The following is a 23,786-nucleotide window of genomic DNA, read 5'->3' as shown; positions in this document are numbered from 1 at the left end:
GTTAATAAACCCCTTCTTCTTTACGTGTAATTTCACTTTGAATGATATCAATAGCTTTCGTACCGGTGCCGTTCACTGATTTGAGCATTGTACTTAGAGCATTCTTTAGCTCCTTTAGCTTGTCGATAGAAATATCATAGCGACCAAGTACTTTGCCTTTACGCAATACACGAGTTATTAGAAGATGCTCTAGTGCATCAGCTTCATGACCACCACAATCTTTATAAACAGAAATAAATCGAAGCGCTTGTGCTTCTAAACGGTTACCCCACCCAATATCAAACTGACGTTCAAGAATTGCTGTAAACTCCGAGTTAGTTAGCTTGTTAAGCATGCTCAAAACCAGCTTTTTATGGGTCTTTTGTGCCTGTGTAAACAGAGCATCAACTGAATCAAAGTCAATTACCGTGTTCTTGATAGCTCTCGCACGCCAACCTTCAGGTTTCACTTGCTTCTCTAAATCTAACGTGAATGCTCTATCATGGGTTTTATCTGCGAACTCAAACGTTGTCTCATCATGGTTTGCTGTCCCCATAAACCAAGTATTCGATTTAAGTAATAGCTTTCTGTCTTCAACCAAATATTTGGGTGGATTGATAACAGACGAGTCCATTAAGACAACTTTACGTTTCTGCTCGTTTTGCTCCATTGCAGATAGAAATTCGGCAAAGTACTGCTCTGGACGAGATAGGTTCATTTCATCCAATAGAATAATGTTAAAACGTTTTTCGAATGATGGTGTGTGCGCTTTATATAAACCCTGCAAACATTCTTTTTCATAGTAGCGTTTTTCAAAAGCATTATAGTGACCGATTAGGTCATCTCTATCACGCCAACCTGCTTGAACAGGCACTGTCGTGACTTCGCCACCGACCGCTGCAGCAAATGCATTGACTAAACTCGTTTTACCTGTGCCAGAGATCCCTTGAAACACATGCAACGGACTCAGCGCTAACCCAGCCATGAACTTTCTTAGCAGATCTAAGTCATAATACAGTTCTACATCTGTTGATATTGCGATTCTATGTTGTAACTCTTCAGTAAACTCTTTTAACGAGTTAACTGGTTGAGCAGGTACCGGCTCACGATATCTGCGATCCATCAATGTCAGTTCTTTAAAAACTTCTTGTGACTGCTGCTTTTCGATTAAGTCATCTAATTGAGACTTAACCGCTTCGATACTGTGAGTTAATGCTGCATTGCTAACCTCAAGAAGATCCTTTTGCTTCTGCAACTCCAACTTTTCTCTCATGCTAAGCTTATACTTACCTTCACGCAGCTTAACCTCTTCATGTTCTTGTTTTAGATCTCTTAGCTCTTCTTCTAAATCATCCACTCGATCTTTGTAGAAATCTAATTCTTCTTCCAAATCGTCTTCACTGCGACCTTTTAATTTATTGCGTGCATCTCGTAGGTCTTTTTCAAGCTCATCAATTCGTTGTAAAACTGCCGCAGGAGAGCCAAGTTCTTTAATTTTAGCTTCTCTTTCCAACTCTTTATAACCACACAAATGCTCAGTTAGTCGCTTAATTTCATTCTGATCACGAGTACGGTAATCTTCTAGAAGCTTCAATTGGTTTTCTAATGTCACTTTTTCAGTTTGAATTTCTCTTCGACACTCTTCTATCGCTTGCTTTTTCATAACAACCTGAGCGCCAAGTTTTTTCTTCAGCTGATCATTTAACAGTTTGTTTTCATTAATTTTATCATCAAGCTCTGTTTGACGTTTTTCTAATTCGGCATGTTCCGCGAGTAACTTTTTCTTTAACTCTTCAAATCGTGTATTTTCTTGCTCTTTCGCACGCTCATGAATTTGAGCCTGCTGCTCAAGCATATTCAATTCGTTTGTTCTGCGTTGCTCATCAAGCTGAGCTATTTTTTGCTCGACTTGTTGGTACTCTCTTTTTAACGATTCCAACGATTTTTGACGCTCAAGAACAAAACCAGCATTGGCGTTCGCTTCTTTTTCCAATAACGATTGCTCTTTGTTAGAAAGCTCATCGAGTTTCGACAAAAATTCTTTCTCTTTAGCAGCAAGAGATTTTTCTTTTTCTGTTATCGATTGGAGCTTATTCTTTACTTCTTCACTGTCTTTTGCAGCTTGCGCTATATTGAAATCAATTTCAGCCAGGTTATATTCTTGCTCTTGCTTAGTTTTTTCATTTGTTTCAATTAGCTCTTCAAGTTGAGCAGTTAAATCTGCTAAAGCCTGCTTCTCTTCTTCATTTAATTTACTTAGCAGCGTTTCATCAGATGAAACACCTGCTTTTTTGAGAAGAGCACCTAGAAATCCATTTGATGTTGGAATTTGTGGTTTTTCAACTGGTTTAGGTGCTGTGTTTCTTTTATTAGGTTTCTTAGCCATTACTTAGTCCGATAAAATATTTTCTAAAACTTTGTCTACTACGTTGATGTAATGCAACGCTTGTTCATTGGTAAATCTTGTGCTGTTGCCATGAGATGCCTCATCACGATCGTGTGATAAATCATATACGTACTCGAATAGCAAACCGTCGCGTGTAATAAACTCAAATGGATGATGAGGGTAGTCTCTCATCGATATAAAGATAGTTGCCAATAAGGAACGTAGACTTGAATTTCTTCCTATCGCTGTCTGATAGATTTTCCCTGGTTGAACTTTAAGAATGCTATCGATTTGAGACTGACTAAACTTTCCTACTTCTTTCAATAACCATTCAAGCTCTCGTTTCTGCTTATAATTTGAAAGTCTATTTTCCGGCAAGATATCTAACCGCATGAAAGGATGATTGTTTAAAGTCGCTTTACATACAAATTCTAGGACAGAACCACATCCGTTTATTAGCGATCTGTTTAAGCTATAATCCGCATATTTTTCGCGGTTCAGTCGTTCTTTTCCGTTCATTAACTCAAACAATGGTTCTACTAGACCTTCAACACGCTCAGCGTTAGGGTATTTAGTTAACACTTCAACTCTAGCTGTCTCCTTCATGAGTTCAATTGTCTCTGAGTAAGATAATTCCTCTTCCTCCGTTTGAAACCTTGAACTAGAGAACTGTTCTAACTTGCCATTGACGGCTATAGCTTGTTCAAACAAGTCATTCATCCACGGTGCTTTATGGGAAAGAGCAAATGGGTCAATAAAATCGAATTTATAACCTGAAGAAATGTCTGCCCATAACAGTAGATATGACTGTTTGGCATCTTTGTTTGACAGAATCATTTTCTCAGCCTTAATAGGCGTATGGTATCGATTATCGCTGATATTATTTGCTATCCATCGAGCTTCTTTGTCTTTGATTAAAAGATCATTTATTTCGTTATCACTTGGCCTATTTACCTCATGAATTGTTTTGTTAACGCGATAGCCTCTCACTCTCTGATCAGTTGCTCTATCTAGTTTAAAGATTAACCTATCTGTATCTTTCTCTGGTTTAATTTCGCTAGATTCGTAAGCAATCCTAGGAAACCATTGTCCTGTCAATGCGCACTGAAATACCAAAGCGGTTGTCATGTCAGGCTCGGTCTCTGAGTCAAGAACTTTTCGGCCTTCTTCTGTAATTTTAAAGTTCTTATCTAACCATCCATTTGGTTGCATTGTGGCGGTTAAAATGTATAAAACCATTTCCTTTTCTAGAGAAAGCCATTCAGTTATTTGACTCGATGATAACTCTCTATCTCCGGTTACTCGAATCAGCTCTAAGATAGTTCTCTCAAATAGATTTAACTCTCGCCCTTTGTGGGAAGACAAATACACTTCCCAACTGTAAACAGGCCAGGCAAAAAGCTGCACATCACGACTTTTGGGGAACTCTGTTGTTTTGATATATGTGTTAGAGAACAATACCCTTCTCCTTGTCGCAAAGCTCATTAAAGAACTTAGGAAAACCTACTAATATCTTTTCATTTTCAGATGTCCTAATCGACTCAGGCATAAGCTTATTGAGATTGTTTGACGCTAAGCTTTTATCACCAACAACAATGAGCAGGCGTTTTTGTCTCGACATCGCAACGTTAATACGATTAGGTATGCGCAAAAAGCCTAACTGCGCATTGACAGTCTCTTGCGTAATTTCTTTTGGTTCATTCCAGCTTCGAACGGTTGACAACAACACTACATCAAACTCTTTACCTTGGAATGCATCAACAGAACCAACACGAAAACGTTCTTCTGGTTTCCCACCTGAATTGGGGATCGTCATTCTAAATTCAGATACAACATTTAAACCTGTGCTCGAATACTCCATGACTTTTCTGTCTACCATTTTCTCGATGATATGGTCTCTTTGAGCCGCATAAAAAGTGATAATACCGACACTTAAATCTGGTCTAGCTGATAGTATTTTATAAGCTTCATCAGCAATAATTTCAGCTTCACAGTCACGATACTTAGACCCGTTTTTTGACGCCATTTTTCCTTTTGATGGTTCAACATCGATCCATGCAGCAAGTTTCCCTTCATAACCTGGTACATCTAGTGGGAAATGTGACTCATTCAAGCCGGCCTTGATCGGAGGCAAGCCAAATAGCTCATAAAACTCTTCACTAACAAATGAACCTAGTTTAGGGTGCATACGGAACTGGGTATCAAGCATTACTACGCGCGGGTTTTCTGTAGATCTTTCTTTTTCGTATTTCGAAAGAGAGTGATACAAACGTTCAAACAAACTTTGTTGTAATAGTTCGTGGTCGACAATTTCTAGTTCATTGTTATCTTGTAATTCTTTTTCGACTCTAGGCTCCAACATGTGCGGAAGCTGTCTGTGATCCCCTACTAAAACCACACGCTTTCTAGCCATCGACATAGGTATCATAAGATCCAGTGGGTTAGCTCTCGCAGCCTCGTCAACAATTACTGAGTCAAAATGTATGTTTTTGCTATGCTCGACAGACTTAAGGCCAACCATAGCTTCACCAGCAGCTTGCTGACATGTAGCTCCTAGCACTGCACTATATTCTTTAAGTGAATCCTGAACTTGCTTCTTTTCAAACACCAATGAATCAAGATACTTTTTACGATAATATAGCTGACCAAGCCTTGGAGAATTCACTAAGCTTGACTCAAGCTCCTCCAAGAGTTCACTTAAACTCTTTGATTGTTCTGGTTTCAACCAACGTTGATTCGGCAGTACAAATTTATCCTGTAAAGCATCGAGCAATTGATGTTGAGTACTTTTTAATAACTTAAAATCGACATCAACACCGATGCTAGTCATAGCTTCGAGCTTATCAAGGTCGTAATCACCACCTTTTAATTCCTTGAGTAAGGATATCAATTTGATTAGCCTCAAGACTCCATCGTCATCATATGACGTCGAGTCCGTTCTCAATGCTCTGGTAGCAGTGACTAACTCCTGCCTCTGAGTTGTTGTGAGTGCATACGAGGAAGACAAGCTAAACTGCTCGATCAGCTGTTCAACGTTTCTTTCAATCTTGGCTGACACTTTAATACCGTAGTCAAGCGCTAGCTTCTTTAACTTAAGGTGCAATTCGTTTAGGTTTTGGTAATTGAATTGAGCATTATTTGAGTTCTTTATTTGAAAAACTAACGACGATATAGCATCCACTAGTTTGAATTCATCGCTATTTCTGATTTCGCTTTCAACACTTGGTTTTAGCTCATGAATAACTTTGTTAGTCCAAGTGTCGATGCTGTTTGATTCTTGCTGATTTGATTCATCTTGCTTACCTCCCACTTTAATTGCAGGAAGCCCAAACACGCCTGACCTAGCTACTACGTTGTCGACAGCATCATGTTGGTAACTCGTGAGTAAAACTTGGTGCTTTAACGATAAATTATGTTTATTGCCCTGTTCAGCAATCCTGTGTTGAATAGCAGAGATAACTTGGGTTTTACCAGTGCCTGGAGGTCCTATAATTAAAGCGACGTCAGGTGTGTTTAATGCGACTTTCACCGCTCTTTCTTGCTTCTTAGTTAACGACTTACCATCAAGTTTTTTCTTTAATGTCGGCGTTATTGCACGTAATTTTTTAACATTCTGCTCAGGTGGATTTACACCTTCTAAGATGTATTTAAGTTGCGGCATAGGATTTGTTGCATCTTTCAACGAATCAAAAGCAACTTTTTTACGCTCGTGTTGTTTTTTCATACCATTCAAAGATATGAAGATAAAACCTTTTGATTTTGGTCTTTGGTTCAAGTTTGCAACCAAAAAATCACCTTCAATTTTAACTCTTCTCAAAAAAATAGGTCTTGGCCCACCTTTTACAAAATTCTCTGTTGATGCTAACCAACTTGGTAGTTCTTGAGCTATCTGCAACTCTATATCCGAGAGTGAGAAGGTTTCACCAAGCACTTCTAATTCATTTTTGTATCGTTCAAAAAATGACTTTAGTGCTTTGTCACCAACTTTAAATTTGAATCTTATTTCAGTATCAGAAGCACCATAAACAGCTTCGTACTCAAGGAAACCAACCGCTTTAGCTAATCTAGAATGCTGTTCCCAATGGAGGTCTGAGTATTTTTGCCAAAGTTTAAAATAACTTGCATTGTCTTGAAGGTGCTGTTCAAGTTGGTGCTTGTAGTTAGAAGTATTTAATTGCTCTTCTATTCCGTACGACTCTAATACGTGATGTCCATAATATGCGTAAAGTTTATCCGTTCCACCGCCAAATTGATGGAGCGAAGAGAGGTGCCAATTTTTTCTAACCTTATCAACTAACACCTTGTAATCTTGACCAATCAGGAAAAATGAGTCCTTTGAATTATCAGGGAATTCAATAAAGATCCCACCTTGGTCATCTTTTGCAAAGATGAACTCTTCCTCGAACCATTTTCGTGCACTATCAAAATCTGAAACGCTTGGAACTTGTTTTTGAATGCCTTCGATAAAGATAGGTTCGATTTTAAATTCTATATTCTCATCATAACTATCAACGAGATCGACATAGCGAATCGCTAGCGCACGAGAGTTCTTATAACAAGAGACGGCACAAACTTTTCTCGCTTTGCTCCCCGAAACAGCCATAGCAAGTGACGTATTCTTAAACTTGACTTCAGCAAATAAATCCGCATTGCCTTGTTTGACATAGTAAGAATCTATTTCAAAAAACAATTCTACTTCTTCACCTATTTTCCAGTTCAAATTTGCATCATTCTGGTCTTCGAAAATAAGCTCGATCACATCGCCGGTAAGGCATTTAGAGTCTAATAAGTTCATAATTTACTTCACGCTAGTTGCCATCTGTAAGTCTTTAACAACTCGACAAATTCAGGTTTGTTTTCATCGGATTTAAGCCAATTGGTAAACTCATAGGGATCGATAGCACTACGACGCTCTGCGGCTATTCGTTGCTTATGGGTAATTTGATGGACCTGCGATGAATTTTTGCGAGATATACTGCAAACTGCGTGTGATTCGGGAATAAAATATATATCTCCCTCACTCATAGTTACTGTTAAGTTTTCATCACTTTCAAACCACAGCTCTGTATTGTATGGCGCAGAATTAAAAGTGAGAGACATTCCATTACTAACAACACGCACATTATCAGTCTCGATGAAGCTTTCAGACAAATTACAGGTGTATTGCAAATCTTCTTCATTCAGATAGATAACTTGCCTTAATACTGCATAGTGCTCTTTCCCTACCGAAGTTGAACAAAAAGGACAAGTTTGTTCATCAGATTGAAGGTTAGTAAAATGGTGACTGCTGCACGCCGGGCATTCCAACAGATGATCGAGTGCCTCTTGTAAGGCCACACACCAAGCGTTTAATGAAGGTCTCTCATAAGGCTGTGTTTTACCCCTGGCAAAGCACTGATCGAATAATTGACGAAGCTTTTTATTGGCAACTAAAGCCCAATCAATACCTCCAATACTTTCGTTGCTTTCATCTTCAGTATCATATATCCAAGGCAACTCGCCTCTATAAGCCTGCTCTTCTACTATTTCAGGTTCACCATCTTCGACTTGAAGTCCCTTATATGGGTGTTGGTGTGTAAGAAGTTCGAACGCCATTACAGCAAATGACCACTGATCAGTTAATGCGTTGACTCCCATGTCACCTTTTACAACTTCTGGTGCGCCGTAGCCTGGTGTGTATATGTGAGTAAACCCTTCTCTTTCGTTGACACATAAGTTGTCACAATCAATAAACCACACTTCTGAATAACGGCTATCTTCAGAAACAAAGATATTTGCTGGAGAAATATCGCCATAGGCGTAGCCTCTACTATGGAGTTTCGCTAGCGTTTTGGCGACTTTCAGTAGAATTTGAAGGCGTCTTTTCAAACCACCAGTTTGTATGTACTGTTTAATGCTATTGTTATCTACAAGATCACTAAAACTCTTCTCTAATACATCTTGTAGTGGAATCAAACCATCCATCAGTTCCATAACATAACCTAGACGAGGCTTTGTTATTTGAATTTTAGGAAGGGCTAAGTTTAGTCCAGTTAAGTCTTGCCTTAGGCTCCAATCCAGTTGTTTTTGCCATCTCTTTATCTCCGACTCATTTTTGGTATTTAATATTTTTACCAAAATTCCACTTAGCTGAGTTTGACAAACGATGCCTTGCCCACCTTCCCCAACTCTTTTAGTAAGTTCATATGCATTGTCATGTTTGTCGTAGACAGTACTTTTCTTTTTACTATTCATTAATTAGAACCACTGCAATTGTTTTGTCATCTGTATGATGTGGTGTGGGCCAATTGTGCAATAGGCCTTTTAGGTTTTTCTTGATGGCTCTTGAGCTTCCTGATTGAGCACGCGCCACTAGCGCGTAACAAAAGCCGAGGTGATCTTCTATATCTTCAGATACTCCATCCGTCATCAGAATTAGTCCACCATTAATCCGATTCAACCTGCCTCTACCGATACGCCAATCAGAAAACTTTTTACTTAACCCTAGCCCTGTTGTTTCATTCGAAAACAAATCATCGTTTGGAATTGAATGATTGGTTGTGCTACTGCAAATAACACCATCACCTAATTGGATATAGCGATACTCACCTTTTGAATTCCCCCACGCAACCAATAGAGTGGTAACGGCATCATTAGGTGCGATATTTTTATCTTTAAGACCGTCAAGCCATCTAGTATAGATGGCTGTGATCAACTCTTTATCAGAAATATCTTCACTGTTATCTAAGCAAGCGCTAACGGCTAAACTCGTTGCTAGTTTAGAGCCTATGTGGGATAAACCTCTTGATCCCATGCCATCAGCAACTGCCACAGCCCAACGACCCTTAGATTTTCTTGATGTAACTGCATCTTGGTTTGGAAGCTTGAGGCCCAAATGCGTTGGGCCGATAACAGACGTTTTTGATATGCTAACTTTCATTTATAACGGAATATCTAAATCATCATCAGGCAGTTCGTCATTAACAAACTCTAACTTCATCGGTTCATTTGGTTTTTGGCTCTTCGAATGATTAGCAACACTCATAGTCACCGCACGGAAAAAGCGAGCTATTTCAGCCGCGTTATGTGCAAACAATAAAGGTGCTTCAACATCGTTACCAAACGACTCGAGCAAAGTAGTATCCGCATCATTGCCTATTGATAACGCAAACCTAGTCGCCTTTTGAGCCCTCTCGCTGTTTAATAACGCGTCAAATGCATTTTTATAGTCGTCTGTAGGATAGCCATCCGACACTAAAATAATGATTGGTCGGTATGCTCTAGAAGGAATAGATTCTTTATCTTCGATCAAATCTTTAACTAATGTGCACGCTGCACCTAACGGAGTTCTTCCTCGCGCATCGAAATTTTCTACCTGCTCAATTTGGTGTGCTGGTGTTAAAGGGAGGTGTGTTACAGCTTCGCCACCAAAGGTTACAATTGACAGATGAATTTCTGCTCTTAATCTACTCTCATCGGCAAAACTAGAGATCATGTCCTTGATCGATCGATTTAACGCATCAATTTTTCCATCGATACTCATGCTCCCACTTGTATCGGCCATAACAATTACGGGTAAAGGACGTGCTTTACTTGCGACAAATTTATTCAGTTCCATTATTTTCCTCAAAACTATAAAGTACATTGTAGTTATTCTTGATTGCTCAACTAAGCAAAAACACAAATAGCGTTAAAGGCTAATTTGTATGGTCCTATGCAGGCTCTTCCCACATGTATTCATTGAATTGGGTAAGTATACTGTCTAGGTCATCATTGAAGATTTTCATAAGCTTACGTTTGCCACCTTTGCGCTTGTAGTTACCCGTTTTAAAGGTGTCTTCATCGAGTACGACTTTCTCTTTGATTGATGAGGCTAAGCGATCTAACCAGCTTAGTTGCTCGTCATTCCAGTCGTTGGCAGCTTTAATACGCTCTAATGCCAGATCAACACGTTGTTCAAACGGCATCAGCGCGTCACCAATGGAGGCACGGCGGATGTGGCCAATGAGCTTGGCTGCTATGTCTTGGTTTTTAGCGGTTTTCCATGCGCTGCGCAGCGTCGAATCGTTGAAGTTTTGGTTATCAAACCACTCTTGCAGTTCAATCAATCCTTTACGGGTCAAATCTCGTGGACGGTTGATGATAATTTCTAATGCTTCTTGCTGGTTGCTTGAGGCTCCGACCAAGTTATCAAACGCTTCCAAGAAATCTTCCGCATTATCGAACTCGCCATAAGTTTGTTTCACTTCGACAATTTCATCATGTACATCAGAGAAGATCGGCATATCGCGCAGAGCATTAATGTCACTCTTTAAGCTCTCTAATCGACTGACTAAGTTCGTCACCTTGTTAAACACTTCTGCCGACCATTTTGACCCTTTGTCTTTAAGGGTTTTCGGTAAGCTTGCAAAATCACACCCAGCACTGTTTAAACACACCTCATCAATACGTTTAATATGCTCATCCACTTGTTTGGATTTATTGCGGTTAAACTGCGCATGGGTAACAATTCGTTGCAGCTTAGACACCAGTTGTTCATGACTGTGCTCAGCAAAACTACGGCCATCGGCTTCAATGGTTTTGTAAGTTTCCGAGTCAGTAATTTCGTTAACCAGAGTTTGCAGTTCCACTTGTGGCCTCACCACCACCGGGCGCATGGTATCGACACTTTGCAGTGTAGAATAGAGATCGACCGCATCGAAAATACGGAATGAGGTTTTACCCGCTTGTGGACATAAACGAGTGGCACGGCCTTTCATCTGCTCGTAGAGAATTCGACTGCGAACCTTACGCATAAACACTAAATTACAAATGCTTGGAATATCGATACCGGTCGTGAGCAAATCCACCGTGACCACGATATTTGGCAAACGCTCTTTGTTAAAGCGAGTGATCATGGATTGGACTTTGGTGGAGTCTTTATCTGAATCACCGGTGATTTTAATGATGGCGTCGTGCTCGAGCCCAGGATACTTAGCCTTAAACGCAGTACGCAGCTCTTCCACCACCATATCCGCATGGGTGTTATTAACACAAAACACTAAGGTTTTTTGCGGATTGGTAGGATCTACATGGTTAACTGGATCGATATGATTGGTCAGCTCTTCACATACCACTTTATTGAAGTTTGAGGCGATTAAGGTACGGTTGAAATCGGCTACTTCAAAACCTTGTTCATCTTCAAGCTGATCATTAAGCAGTTCACCTTGATTGGATAAACGCTGAACTTCGGAGCCTTGCGATAAGTAGAGCCCATCTTTGCTCAGCTTAGTCATGATCTTAATCGGCGGCTCTTGGTCGCACAGGTAACCATCAATCACAGCTTTACGATAGCTGTAACGGTAAACAGGCTTTTGCTGCTCTCCACCAAAGATATCAATGGTGTGTAAAGCTGGCGTTGCGGTCAATGCGACTTTTGCAGCATCAAAGTGATCAATAATACGACGATAAGAAGAGATAAAATCTTGCTGACTACGGAACTTCTCTTCTCCTTCGGTTTGCTCTTTATCGAGAATGTAACCACGGTGCGCTTCATCAACTATAATGCAATCGTAACGGCCTACAGGCATCACTTCATCACTCTGTAACGTACGCTTAACCAGTGATTGTACCGTGGCAACATGGATTTTAGTGCTGTCCTCAGGGAAACGGTCAGTTAACCCTTTAATGTTGAAGATGGCGTTAAAGGTATCGCCTTTTATGTTGGTGTCTTCAAACGAGTCTAGCGCCTGCTTACCCAGTGAGGTTCTATCAACTAAAAACAGTACTCGCTTAAAACGCCGCGACTGAATTAAGCGATACATAAGTGCAATAGCGGTACGCGTTTTTCCAGTACCTGTCGCCATGGCGAGTAAGATGTCTTGCTGACCTGCAACTATGGCTTTCTCTACCGCTTGCACGGCTTCTTCCTGGTAATAGCGCAAGCCCAAATCGCTCATATCCGCGTTATTGCTAAACCAGCTGTTTTGGTAATGAACATCGTCTTCAAGCTTAGCAAGCAGCTCTTCAGGACGGTGCCATTCTGGCAGTGCCTTAGGCATGTTGGTAGCATGACGTACATCGCGATACCAAATACCACTCTTGGTTTTTACCGCCGCACGGTAGTCACGACCGTTGGCCGAGAAACAGAAAGGAACTTTATACGTTTCACCCGCAACGCTGCCATTCCAAGTGTGGATATATTTAGGAATGGCTTCAGCAACTTTATCTAGCTGATCTTGGTCACTCGCAAGGGTTTCCAATTCACTGCGTAAGAAGTCGTGCTCAAAATATTTGCTGTAACGGTAGGCTTCGGTGAGCTTTGCTGCCACATCTTTGTTGTGCTGTTTAGCCTCTACCACTGCAACAGGTTTTAACCCAACAAACAGTACATAATCAGCGAAGCCAGTTTTGCCCGTCTCATCAAAACCGGTTGGCCATTCCGCTATCGCCATGTTGCGACCGGCTTCTGGTCTAGTACCATTTGAGAACTTTAGGTTGTTGGTGTCGGCATCCCAGCCCGCTTTGCGAAGCTGAGCATCAATTAAATAGCGCGTTTCTGCTTCATCTAAGTTTAGAGAGCGCTTGCTTGCCTCGTTGGCTATTTGCTTACGGTAGGCTTTGCGTTCTACCTCTGTCTTAGTTGAAAGCTCAACTTCTTTTTCTTTAAGCTTAGCGATTAGCGCTGCAACACGTGCATCTGACTGCTCTTGAGTTTCTTCTTGCTTACTTTCTAAGACGGATATATAGCCATTAAGTGCAGTGAGCTTGGCCTTTTGCGCTTCTACTTCTGCTTTGGTCTGTGTTTCTGACTGCTTGGCTAATTCAAGCTCTTGCTTTAGCGAAAGAATTTCTTGCTCAAACTGCTCTCCGCTCTGAGACGTTGGAAGAGCAAATTCAGGAACAGCAAAATCATATTTTTTCGTGACCAAACGGTAATACCAAACCGCTAAACGGAACGCTAAGCGAAGGCACATTGCCGCATCGTCTAAGTCGTTATGGTATTCATGTACCGCTTGGTTACCAGTTTTACGCAGCTTATGGAACACGCCAAGAATGGCATCATCAACAAAGGGGATTTTACCCAGTTCACGAAGGAGGTCGTTTTGGTTTTCCGTGACATCGATATCAAGCAGTTTGGCTAGGTGTCTAGCCGTAGCTTCGCCGAATATACGCAATTTAACTAACGTGGTGTTTGGGTCATCAGGATAGTTTTTTTCAGCTGCAAGAGTGATTGCGAATAAGAAATCATTCACGCCCTTGAGAAATTCGAAGTTTGATTTTTGCATAGTTCTAACCAACGGGTATTTTCTCTCGCCTGACTTTACATCTTCATTGACAGACGTTTACTTCGTAAATACGAATCTAGACGAATATGATAGTCATCATACTATAAAAAGCCTATATAAAATGATGACTTAGATAGGTATTAAACAAATTTCTTATTCGTTTTTTACCCCAGAACGACAAACCAACAATCAGCCTCCTCCACTCTTGTTAATAAACCTTAAATAAATGAGTCAAAAAGATAGCTGATTAAGTTGGCAAGATCGTCATTGGTTTGTAACTTTACTCGAATTGCCTTCTCACCTTTCGATAAACCTGGGCTGGCATAAGTATTACTGTGCCTGCCTTTATCTTCTGGGTAGAGCGTTTTTTCCATCACCAATTGCTCTAGAGCATCAGAGTTATACGGTAACCAAACTAACGCATGCTCTCCAGACTGAGGTTGATCAATCTGAACGACGACCCCATAGCCAGAAGTAATATTCCAAGCGAGTGCTTTTTTCGTCTCACGCGTTGGGGAGCCAAGTCTTGCTGTGAAGGCTTCTATGGTTTGATTTTTCATTGATTATCCGGTTATACAAGGTAAGAACTTATATTAAGTCGAGACAAAGCATAAGTGTGGAAAATAAGCTTATAAAACAGCCTACACTTACCCTGCATCCCAATCAATAAATGCACTCTAACGAACACAATTGCGATTTATTTCTTTAGGAGTTTCGTAGCTTCAGGGTGACCTTTTCTAGCAGCAGACTGCATTAAATCCATGCCTGATTGTCGTTCCCTAATATCCATAGAATTGAGTAAGCAAGCTGCTAATTGAAAGGTTGCTTCTAGATCACCCATTCCCGACAAATAACGCAATGACGCTTTATAATTCGTTCGCTCGCCACTTTGATCCGCATGTTCGGCGATCTTCCAAAGAACCTCTCTAACTTCATTCGCACCCTGTTCATCTGCCCGCCAAAGCAAATCCAACCCTTCAGATATATCTGAAGTGACGTCTTGAACAAGCCTTTTACCCAGTTCGAACAATGCCTTAGTGTCACCAGTGTCCTTTAACAGATCTAGAATCGCATGAGATACGACATCATCACCCTTTTCATTGGATTCTTTGTATATCGGCCAAAGCACGGAGTTAGCCTCATCAGGAGACTGCTTAACCGCATTAGTGAGATACTCAAGCCCCTTGTCTTTATCAAAGTGTCTATGAGACATAATCAATTGGCTACCGTAGGTATACATTGCCTTGGTATCACCTTGATCTGCTTTTGCTCTAAGCGGGTTTGTTTGCTCTGCCGAGTTATTCTCAGTTGAGCTAATATTTTCAGAACCTTTCAACCTAAACTTTTTAACAAAGTTGATTGCTTCTGCATGCCCAAGCTTAGCAGCCTGAACAATCCAATCTTCACCGCTTTGTTTCAGCTTGCGATCACCTCGATTGATCTTAAGGATTGAAATACCGGTTCTATACATCGCATCAGGGTTACCTTGATTCGCAGCTTTGCGTATCAAATATTCATAATCTTCCTTGTTACCGAGTTGCTCAGCCTCCAAAGCTTTCATATGGTAGACACGACTTCGTTTTGCTAGGCCACTTATCTCCCCGAATTTACCTGTCGCATATTCTGCTTCCCAGAATTTTTCGATCCACGCCTGCAACGCCTTCTGCCTAGAGAGAAGCATTTCATCTGTCAGCGTTGCTAAACCAAAGTCATCCCAATATCGGCCTAATTCGACCGACAAGCCTTTAAATTGCGTAGTTCCACTATTTGGTAAGACACCAAGTTTTAAACGCAGTAGTTTCTCGCAATAATGCTGCCAGTGCTCCAAATGATCATGGACCTCTAGCTGAGACATTGCTCTTATGGCATCGACTGATATCGAAGATGAATCGAAAAGCTGCTGTTCATTGATGCTTATTTTCTTAAAGAAACGTGTATCTGTTGTTTCTCCTCGTAAAAACTCTACAGCAATAACTCCCTCTAGCTCAAAGATATAGGTCTCAACATTAGTCTCTTTTTCTTCAGAAAAACAATGTATAAAATCAGATAGATCTACATCGCAACCCGCTAGATAGCCATATGTTTGAGCAGGTAGCAATACTCTTACTCGGCTAAATCGTGAACTGTAATTTGACCAAAAGAGCGAACGACTCTTAATTTGCTCACTTTCAAATTCAGTATAATCAAGCTCATCTGCGGCTTCCTCTGAATACAAAACTGATGAGATTGTATGTAAATCGTAATAACAGGTCAGATCGTATTTTTGCTTTAAAATAGTTTTTGCTTCATTAGGCAACCTGTTCCAATAACTTTTTTGGCTAAATGGTAAACAATGCCGCTCTACAATTTCGTTGCAGCGTTCACCATAATTAAAGTTCCCAACTTCAAGGATAAAATTGCGGCAAAAATCCATACGATGAGCAGAGACTTTATAGCTATAGAAATAACTCGCTAACCAAGCATCATCTTGCTTATTTAGGTCTGCAACATCTAAACAACCAAATAGATACTCTGAAATTCCATAGCTATAACTATTTGAAACAGGCAATTGATATCTAACAAGCATATCTTCCGCAGTACAACTCGCCTCGTAGCAATAGCGAGCAAGCGTTGCCAAATCCAAACATTGTAACGCGAGCAGCCAACGGGCTTTGTCTGAATCACTTCGACTTAAGATCTGCGTATGGTTTTTTACTATCTCTAGTGAGCTAATAATGCCAGGTACGATATCGCTCTTTTTACCATCTAATGCGAGAGCAATTTTAAAAAATGTGATTTCGCTGAGCTTAGAATTTGCAGTAATCCCTTTCCAAACACTAGGCAAAACACTCGCGAGCGTAGCCTTATCAAGCGCTATCCACTGTCCTTCATCTTGCAACACATCAAGCCACTCAAAAATATGAATATCCTGGTATCGCTTCTGCTCGACCAACTCGACGATTTGCAACAAACTTTTGGCAGGGAAGCTAGGTAAAGGCATATCCATAAGCCTTTGTTCAACCAAACTTTGCGGTTGGTCGTGTAAGCTTACGCGCTTCGGTAGTACTGGCTGAGAAAAGCTAAAACCGCTACTAATCAACTTTCTTCACCTCTGAAAAATGCCCTAAGAATTGATCGTCTTTGAACTGAAATCTGAACTTCACTTTTCGGTCTGCCGCTTTGGCTGAATTTTTATCTGCTTCAATTGGTCCGCGACCTGAGATCACCACTTTATTGAAGAACTGCTCCTTATTATCAAAACTCATGGAGTTGACAAACGCAATAACGCTATTAGCTCGTAAAACACTGAGTTCCATATTTCGGTCAAACGCACCTTCAGAACTCGAGTGCCCTTCAACGACAATTCGACTTACCTCATCAGCTGTAGCTTTTGATTGAAATATCACTTCTGAATATACTGGAATAAATTTCTCGAGGAAAACTTCACCTGAAGGCTTCAGTTGATGAGCATTGAGATCAAACAAAATTGAGTCTGTGATAGATATATCACCTGTCTCACCATCAGCTTTAACTTCAATCCCTGCAGAGGTGAGAGCATCATTAATGCCCTTAATTATCACTACACGCGTATTCTGACTTTCTTCATACACTTCTGATATCTGCACAAGAGCACTGATCAAAAGAAGGGCAAATATCATCAGTAATACAGACATTAGATCACCAATAGACAGCCAAACCCCTGATTCATCAGTATCATTCGCGTCAGAGTAATTTCTAAGCGCACGCATTATACTTCTACCTTATCTTGCGCTACTTCTTGGCGAACTTCCTGGGCACTGACTAGGTAGTTTGCTGCTTGCGCCAAACGGTTATGGATCTTACTAGATGCATGGTCGAAGTCATTGAAGAAGGTTTCAAAACTTTTAGTTGCACGCGCATAATAGTCGTCCATCGCTTTTGGCAACTCTTCCGTCACTTGTGTAAATGCAGCTGACGCTGTGGTGTATTCTTTCTTCAATGAGCTAATTTCTTGGCTCATTGTTGTGGCTGCGTTTTGCAACTCTGCCATTTTAGAAGAGTCGTTAAGACCAATTGCTTTCGCAACACGCTCTAATGTCTGTGCTGACTTTTCGAGCTTTTGGTATTGTGCGGTTAGCTCTTGCAATAGACCATGTCTTGTTTGATATTCTTCCTCAAACACTTTTCGGAAGTTATCAACAACGCCGTTTAAGCCATCTCGTTGCTTACCAAGGCTACTTTCCAGAAGGTTATTTTGTCGGGTAAAGAATTCTGTTAGGTTTTCTTGGTACTGTTTTCTAAATGCCTCTAGCTCAGTCTGGACTGTATTCGACATGTTGATCACTTTGGTATCGATGTCTCCAAGACCAGAAATTAGTTCTGTCTTAGCACTATTCATTAATTGACTAGCTTCAGCACCAACAGACTCTAATACATCGGTTTGCTTTTCAAATACGGTTTGTGACTCTTCTAGCAATGTTCCAATACGTTTTTCGACATTACTAAATAATACTTGTTCTGCTTGTTGTCTCTCAGATAGCGAAGAGTCCATGGCGTCTTTAATACCTTCGAATGCAGTAGCTGCACGCTGCGAGCTCTCTTCGAATGCGACACGCTGCTTATCCATTCCGTTGCTCGCACTTTCTAGCATTACGTTGACTTGAGAGGTAATGGTCTTCATTGCGTCTTGAGAATCAGTCAATAGAACTGAAATACGCTTTTCTACTTCAACGAATAGTGCCTGCTCAGCTTCTTTTCGCTCAGAAAGCGCTGAATCCATAGACTCTTTAATGCCCTCAAATGCTGATGCTGCTCTTTGAGAGCTTTCTTCAAACGCAATTCTCTGCTTATTCATTCCCTCGCTAGCATCACTAAGCATACCTTTTACTTCCGAAGCAATAGTGCCCATTGCACCTTGTGTTTCTTCATTAAAGCGAGTCAAGATAGATTTCAACGACTCCGCAAAGCCTTGAAGTTTGACCATGGTCTCTACTTGGAATCCATTGATAGTCTTAACTGTTTCAGAAGTTGTTGTTACAACCTTTTCAACGTTACTGTTAAGCTCATTCGTTACCTTGTTGCTTTCATTCAAGGCATCACTTGTATTTTTCAACTCAGCAGTTACTGGCTCTATGAGCTCAGATTTCATTTCTTTTACAAGGAAAGTCACCAGCTCTTGTTGAGACTGTTCTTTGATTTCTTTTAATGTCGCCAACTCAGACTTGATGGCATTCAGTACAGGAACCATTTGCGTATTAACTGCACTCGTCACTGAATCAGAGATCTTCTCTGCAATCATGTCTCCATCTAACGAGCGGCTGGCATCCGAAAAGCTTGTTAGTGCCGTATTGATGTTTGTACCTAACTTTTCAACTGCATCGGCCGTTCTAACTTGAGCATCTATGGCCTCTCGCCGCCCTTCACTTCCCAAATCCTTTAAATAGTATATTGCACTCGCTTCAAAGTAATTCTTCGAGATTTCAAGTTGAAACTTGTGCTGGGCATTAGAGATAGAACTAGATGACCACTTAACAAACGCCATAAACAAAGCGGAGGTACTTAAACCCGCAAGTGAGGTATAAAATGCTGTTTTCATACCCTCTAGTAATTCAGCTGCCGAAGTTAGCAAAGCCTTCGAGTCACCAGCCATACTAAACTGACTAAGTCCAATCGTTATACCTAGGAACGTACCTGTAATACCGATACTAGTGAGCAACGCTGGCACTAGCTTGTAACGATTAGGGTCGATGTTTGGTGTCATTAATGAAAGCGGCGTTTTACTTAACCAGAGTCCGTTTTTTTGATCTACTTTGTACCCTTCATCTACTGGAGTGTAAACCAGGTGCTCATTCACCCAAGATAATTGTTCTGAATCTAGCTCATTAGGCTTAAGAATCGGTTCGCTGTTAGCGTGTTTAATAGATAAAACACCGGACAAGCGTCTCTTAGCAACTCGAGTAGAGCTGAGTAACTTAAAACTAAATACCAAAAACAGACTTCCCGTTACCGTAATAATTAAATCTGTTACCCAGTCGCCTGAGATGTATGCCATTGAATCAAACATGACTAGCCTTCTAACTTCCTAGATATTTTTGTATTTCGTGTTCAGAAAAAATCTGTTTTGCAATTCTTACTGGTAAATGCTCGGCATCTACTCGCACTACATCATTTATCGTGATGGGCTTTCTTAGCCTAACGCTAAACATCGTTTCACCATGACTTTCTGAGTCTGTTGCTACTTTAAGATAAACATCTTCTGGAAAATCTCTGACCAATGTGGCCTGAAGAGAAGACTTAGTATCTCGAAGAGACTTAGTTGCAACGAAATCCTGCCCAAACTCTTCACGAGAAAGCTTCCAAGCATGATTTACTGCAATTATTCTTTCTAACACTGTTTCAAGTGTCACTTTCATAAATTAAGCTCTCAGGTAGTTTGCTTGTGTGCGATAGTTCAGAAGAAAATCATTAACTGTTACGGCTTCCCACCCAGATTCCTTTGCGTCTTCAATATCGTGTTCAGAAATTGCAACGCCAAACTTAACATCAGGCCAAGCTAACTCAAGCCTTGCCGAAAGGTCACCAAATCGGTCAGTAACAAAGTGGTTAATTTCAGGCATACGCAAATGTGAATGTTTACAAGCATGTAGAACACCGTGCACACCAGGATCCGCATAATCAAATAGACTTTGCCAATTACCCAAATCTTCTAACAAACTTTGCTCACTTCTAAGCTTATTTATTAACTGCCTTTCCGTATGGCTCAAAGCCAAATGTGAGTGCAATGGCTCTTTGCTATGACAGTCGATACACAAGGCTTTTAAGTTCTTGAGTCTGTTGTCCGATTTAACACCATTGATATGGTGGACGTGCAATAGGTGACGATGTGCTTTTAAACTCACATTGCATTGCTCACAATTGAAATTTTTATCTACACGATAATGAGACGAAATCTTAGACCAATCTTTACTATAACCAGTTTCTGCCGTCTCCGCCTGACGTGAAGGTAAATGAGGAAAGAATGAGCTGTAAGTAGAAAAAAATTCAGCCATATCGAATCCGTCAAAGATTGCATGTCGGTCGTTGCCAGACGAGTATCCCTGATAGTTCAGTTGACCTAGACAGAATTTACAAATCTTAAGCTTTGCTTTTCCTTCTTCTTGATGGCCACCATAGTATGACGCCCCTGAAATAGGAAACTCGCCCGAGGTATCATTTATCACAACATATCGTTCAAAACGACCTTCTGAACGCATCGATTTAAGTTTTGAACAATCGGCTACGTGGAATTTATTACCTGTTTCTGGTTTTCGAATTACGTTCTGAACAGCTGAACCATGGTCCTTTATATACAAAAGAACCTGACGCCCTTTGTAGCTCAGTAATCCTGAATCTACATCAACATCTTTGAGCTCAACGTCTTTACCTTTAGCCAGCTCCAAGTCCAGCTTTTCAATACTGGTTTCGACAAACGCTAGATTAAACTCGCCTTTCTTTTTGGGCTCCATTAACTCAATGGCAGCATTTAGGTTTTTGAAGCTAATACTCAGTTTCAAGTTAAACCTCTTCCAAGATCTTACGAATTTGTTCTTCTGCGTTAGTTATAACGCGGAAAGATACACGTCGAGATTTCTGCTCATCTTCATTACCAAGCTCATCAAGCGTCAACTTTGATGAAGAGTAACCAACCGCAGCTACGTTCTGTTTAACCCAATGGTAATGTTCGTCAACAACAGGCTCCAAGCTCATGATGTAACCTAGTACCGCTCGCGTTCGTGATTGCGATAATCGCATATTGTTGAAATACGCCTCATAATCTGTCGAATCGTGATTCCATCGACTGGAAGTGTGACCTTCTATCTTGATCTCTTGAATGATTGGCTTATAGCTATCCAGAACCGAAAGATAACGAGGAATGAAATCATCCAAGATCAATTGGAAGTTTTCATTTAGATCAGCTCTACCATTTGCGAATAGTACATCAGGAGCTGTAAAGTTTACGCTCAATGTCTCTCGATCTATCTCAGCCCCCCACTTTATCAAATCTTTTTCGAATTCTTCGTAGAGGGCAACGTAAATTGCTTGTTGGGTTTGTTGATAAGTTTCAGCAACTTCTTTAATTTTGTCGCGCTCGACCATTGCATCTCGCATCAGAGCAACGGAGATGAAAAGGAATACCATCATCAAACCTGCCATTAAGTCTGACACCGACATCCAATGCTCACCGCTGTCGCTGTGCTTTTTCGAGCTTCCGAAAACCTTATCCATGATTACACTGCCATTTTGCTAGTCGTGACAACGTTGTTCATTTCACGAACAAGTTTTTGGTAATCACGAGTGAACTGTTGAGTGATCGTTGCTAAAGCTTCACCCATTTCACTCATGGTACGGTTAATCTCTTGCTGCATTTGAAGGTCAAGCACTTCAACTTGCTTCTCTACCGCGCTGCCTGTCTTACCAACAGAGTCTGTAATTTGGTCTTCTAAACTATCAAAGGTTCTACGCACCGCTTGAGCTTGTACCTGGAAGACATCTTCTAACGTTGTTTCTAGACGTTCATGAAGCTTAGAAATAGCGTTTGTTGTTTCCTGTTGAATTTCTTTAGTGCTTGCCAGAAGCTCTTGGTTTGCTTCTTTTAATACTGTTCCCGTATCTTTTGCATCATCTTTAATCTCAGCCACTAGAACACGAAGCTGACTATTTAGCTCAACAATAGAGTCTTCAAGCTGTTGCTTAATTTGTTCAGCGTTGTCTGTGAGGTAGGTAGCACTATTCTGAAGTGCCCCTGAGGCTGTTGTTACGTTGTCCGTAATATCGTTAGATGCTTCAGCCAAGCGGCCACCAATTTCTACTGCTCGACTCTCTAGCTCATGTGAAACCTTAGTCGCGCCTTCCTCAAGGTTAGTTCGCATTGATTCAACACTCTGGTTCGCTGTCGCGCTAAAATTATCAATGATCTTTTGAGATTCAACCAACATTGACTCGTAGTGCGTTGAGGCCGCTTTTACTGAGTCACCAATTACTGCCATTGTGGTATCCATTTGCTCACGAATCTGAGGCATAGCTTCAACAGCCTTATCTCTCAAGTCTTTAAATGCCTCAAGTCTGTGTTCTAACTCGGTTACCTGACCATGACCTAGTTCCATAACTTGATGCAGCTTCTCCATTGTTACAGGAATGGCTTCCGCTCGCTCATTGATGTGCGCTACAGATTTCTCAGTGGATGAAATTGCATCAACGCCCAACTGGTATTTGGTCGCCATATCCTCTAGTTGATGGCGGTAGTTTTCTTGCCAATCGACTAATTTCTTAACTGATTCATCCAAACGCTTAAAGTTCTCACCAAATTGCTCCGTCAACTTCTCGTTGAAATCAACAATTACTTCTTTTAGAGCATTGATTACTTGTTCTGTTGCAGACTTAGACAGAAGTTCACCGAACTCATCCATTTTCTTCCATAGTGTGCTCTGGAATTCAGCATTACGCTCTGTTGTTTGCTTAAACTGGTCGTTTAATGTTCTTTGACCGTCATTAATGTCTGTTCTGAGGTTCTTAATTTGTGAGGTCAATGACGAATCCTCGTCACCTTTAATCGCAGATAGCAACTCATTCGAAGCGTTTAACTGCTCTGTAGAAGCCTTCAGTTGTTGTGACATAACTGAGAAGATTTCCTCAGGACCTACAGACTTCGTTTCTTCGCGTTCTTTTTGAGGAATTAAACCTAACGCAGCTTTATAAAAAATAGAACCAGCCATACCTGCTAAACTTGTCAGGAATGCAGTCTTTAGGCCACCAAGCAGTGATTCGATACTGCCATCAATGTTTTGGGGATCGAAGTCCATCAGACCAACTACGATGCCTGCAAACGTACCAAGAATACCCAATGATGTTAAAATATTAGTTGTACTTGCAGTAAAGCGTGGTGCTTTCCCTAATATTGCCAATAAGATCGAACCAACTAGCAACAATAAAATAAGGTAGATAAAACCATTTGAAATGGACTCTGCAGAAAATGAAGCGATAAGTGATGCTAATAGTTCGGTCATATAAGTAATTCGGTAGTATGTAATTGGACGGCAGCATTCTATATTAACAGAACGCCATTCTCAAACATTCAAATGGAAGTTTAATAAAATATCTATTTGTACAATGATTTGGGTCATTTTTATAAATAAGAGAGCTAGCAAGGTTATTTGATTTAATACGCAATGTGAATGAGA

General features: G+C 40.7%; 15 protein-coding genes. All 15 read right to left on the bottom strand.

Annotated features, from left to right (window positions below; genetic code table 11):
• Position 1: 1 nt before the first annotated feature.
• The 15 genes from VCHENC03_RS0125835 to VCHENC03_RS13340 all read right to left on the bottom strand — a co-directional run bounded on the left by VCHENC03_RS0125835 (position 2) and on the right by VCHENC03_RS13340 (position 23,612).
• Positions 2 to 2,365, bottom strand: coding sequence for an AAA family ATPase (locus VCHENC03_RS0125835; RefSeq protein WP_009705978.1), 2,364 nt, complete (start codon positions 2,363 to 2,365; stop codon positions 2 to 4).
• Positions 2,366 to 2,368: 3 nt separating this feature from the next.
• The gene (locus tag VCHENC03_RS13290; RefSeq protein WP_032802711.1) at positions 2,369 to 3,823 is read right to left on the bottom strand and encodes a hypothetical protein; all 1,455 of its coding nucleotides are present in this window, start codon (positions 3,821 to 3,823) and stop codon (positions 2,369 to 2,371) included.
• Positions 3,813 to 7,160 carry a DEAD/DEAH box helicase gene (locus VCHENC03_RS13295; RefSeq protein ID WP_009705976.1) on the bottom strand — a complete coding sequence of 1,116 codons (3,348 nt, stop codon included), beginning with the start codon at positions 7,158 to 7,160 and terminating at the stop codon, positions 3,813 to 3,815. Before VCHENC03_RS13295 ends, VCHENC03_RS13290 begins: the two co-directional genes overlap by 11 nt.
• Before the next feature lie 8 nt (positions 7,161 to 7,168).
• On the bottom strand, positions 7,169 to 8,599 hold the full coding sequence (locus VCHENC03_RS0125830; protein WP_009705975.1) for a protein kinase domain-containing protein: 1,431 nt from the start codon (positions 8,597 to 8,599) through the stop codon (positions 7,169 to 7,171).
• A complete protein-coding gene (locus VCHENC03_RS13300) occupies positions 8,592 to 9,284 on the bottom strand; it encodes a PP2C family serine/threonine-protein phosphatase (protein ID WP_009705974.1) in 693 nt (230 codons plus the stop codon). Before VCHENC03_RS13300 ends, VCHENC03_RS0125830 begins: the two co-directional genes overlap by 8 nt.
• Positions 9,285 to 9,962, bottom strand: coding sequence for a vWA domain-containing protein (locus tag VCHENC03_RS13305; RefSeq protein ID WP_009705973.1), 678 nt, complete (start codon positions 9,960 to 9,962; stop codon positions 9,285 to 9,287). It lies immediately after the preceding gene.
• A 94-nt stretch (positions 9,963 to 10,056) separates the two neighbouring features.
• On the bottom strand, positions 10,057 to 13,611 hold the full coding sequence (gene hsdR, locus VCHENC03_RS13310; protein WP_009705972.1) for a type I restriction-modification system endonuclease: 3,555 nt from the start codon (positions 13,609 to 13,611) through the stop codon (positions 10,057 to 10,059).
• 218 nt (positions 13,612 to 13,829) lie between these two features.
• Positions 13,830 to 14,171, bottom strand: coding sequence for a hypothetical protein (locus tag VCHENC03_RS13315; protein ID WP_009705971.1), 342 nt, complete (start codon positions 14,169 to 14,171; stop codon positions 13,830 to 13,832).
• Between the two features lie 137 nt (positions 14,172 to 14,308).
• A complete protein-coding gene (locus VCHENC03_RS0125825; RefSeq protein ID WP_009705970.1) occupies positions 14,309 to 16,690 on the bottom strand; it encodes an EH signature domain-containing protein in 2,382 nt (793 codons plus the stop codon).
• On the bottom strand, positions 16,683 to 17,339 hold the full coding sequence (locus VCHENC03_RS13320) for an OmpA/MotB family protein (RefSeq protein ID WP_009705969.1): 657 nt from the start codon (positions 17,337 to 17,339) through the stop codon (positions 16,683 to 16,685). The genes VCHENC03_RS0125825 and VCHENC03_RS13320 overlap by 8 nt, the downstream gene beginning before the upstream one ends.
• Positions 17,339 to 19,633, bottom strand: a complete 2,295-nt coding sequence (locus VCHENC03_RS13325; RefSeq protein WP_009705968.1) for a hypothetical protein — start codon at positions 19,631 to 19,633, stop codon at positions 17,339 to 17,341. The genes VCHENC03_RS13320 and VCHENC03_RS13325 overlap by 1 nt, the downstream gene beginning before the upstream one ends.
• Before the next feature lie 10 nt (positions 19,634 to 19,643).
• Complete coding sequence (locus tag VCHENC03_RS0125820) at positions 19,644 to 19,982, bottom strand: hypothetical protein (RefSeq protein ID WP_032802708.1); 339 nt, start codon at positions 19,980 to 19,982, stop codon at positions 19,644 to 19,646.
• A 3-nt stretch (positions 19,983 to 19,985) separates the two neighbouring features.
• Entirely contained in the window at positions 19,986 to 21,122 is a 1,137-nt protein-coding gene (locus VCHENC03_RS13330) for an HNH endonuclease (RefSeq protein ID WP_009705967.1), read from the bottom strand.
• A 1-nt stretch (position 21,123) separates the two neighbouring features.
• Positions 21,124 to 21,834 carry an OmpA family protein gene (locus VCHENC03_RS13335; protein ID WP_009705966.1) on the bottom strand — a complete coding sequence of 237 codons (711 nt, stop codon included), beginning with the start codon at positions 21,832 to 21,834 and terminating at the stop codon, positions 21,124 to 21,126.
• A 2-nt stretch (positions 21,835 to 21,836) separates the two neighbouring features.
• Positions 21,837 to 23,612, bottom strand: a complete 1,776-nt coding sequence (locus tag VCHENC03_RS13340) for a membrane protein (protein WP_009705965.1) — start codon at positions 23,610 to 23,612, stop codon at positions 21,837 to 21,839.
• Positions 23,613 to 23,786 lie beyond the last annotated feature (174 nt).

It is taken from the genome of Vibrio sp. HENC-03, assembly GCF_000305755.2.
Classification (GTDB): domain Bacteria; phylum Pseudomonadota; class Gammaproteobacteria; order Enterobacterales; family Vibrionaceae; genus Vibrio; species Vibrio owensii.
The sequence above is the reverse complement of the archived record's forward strand: the minus strand, read 5'-3'. Positions and strand labels throughout refer to the sequence as shown.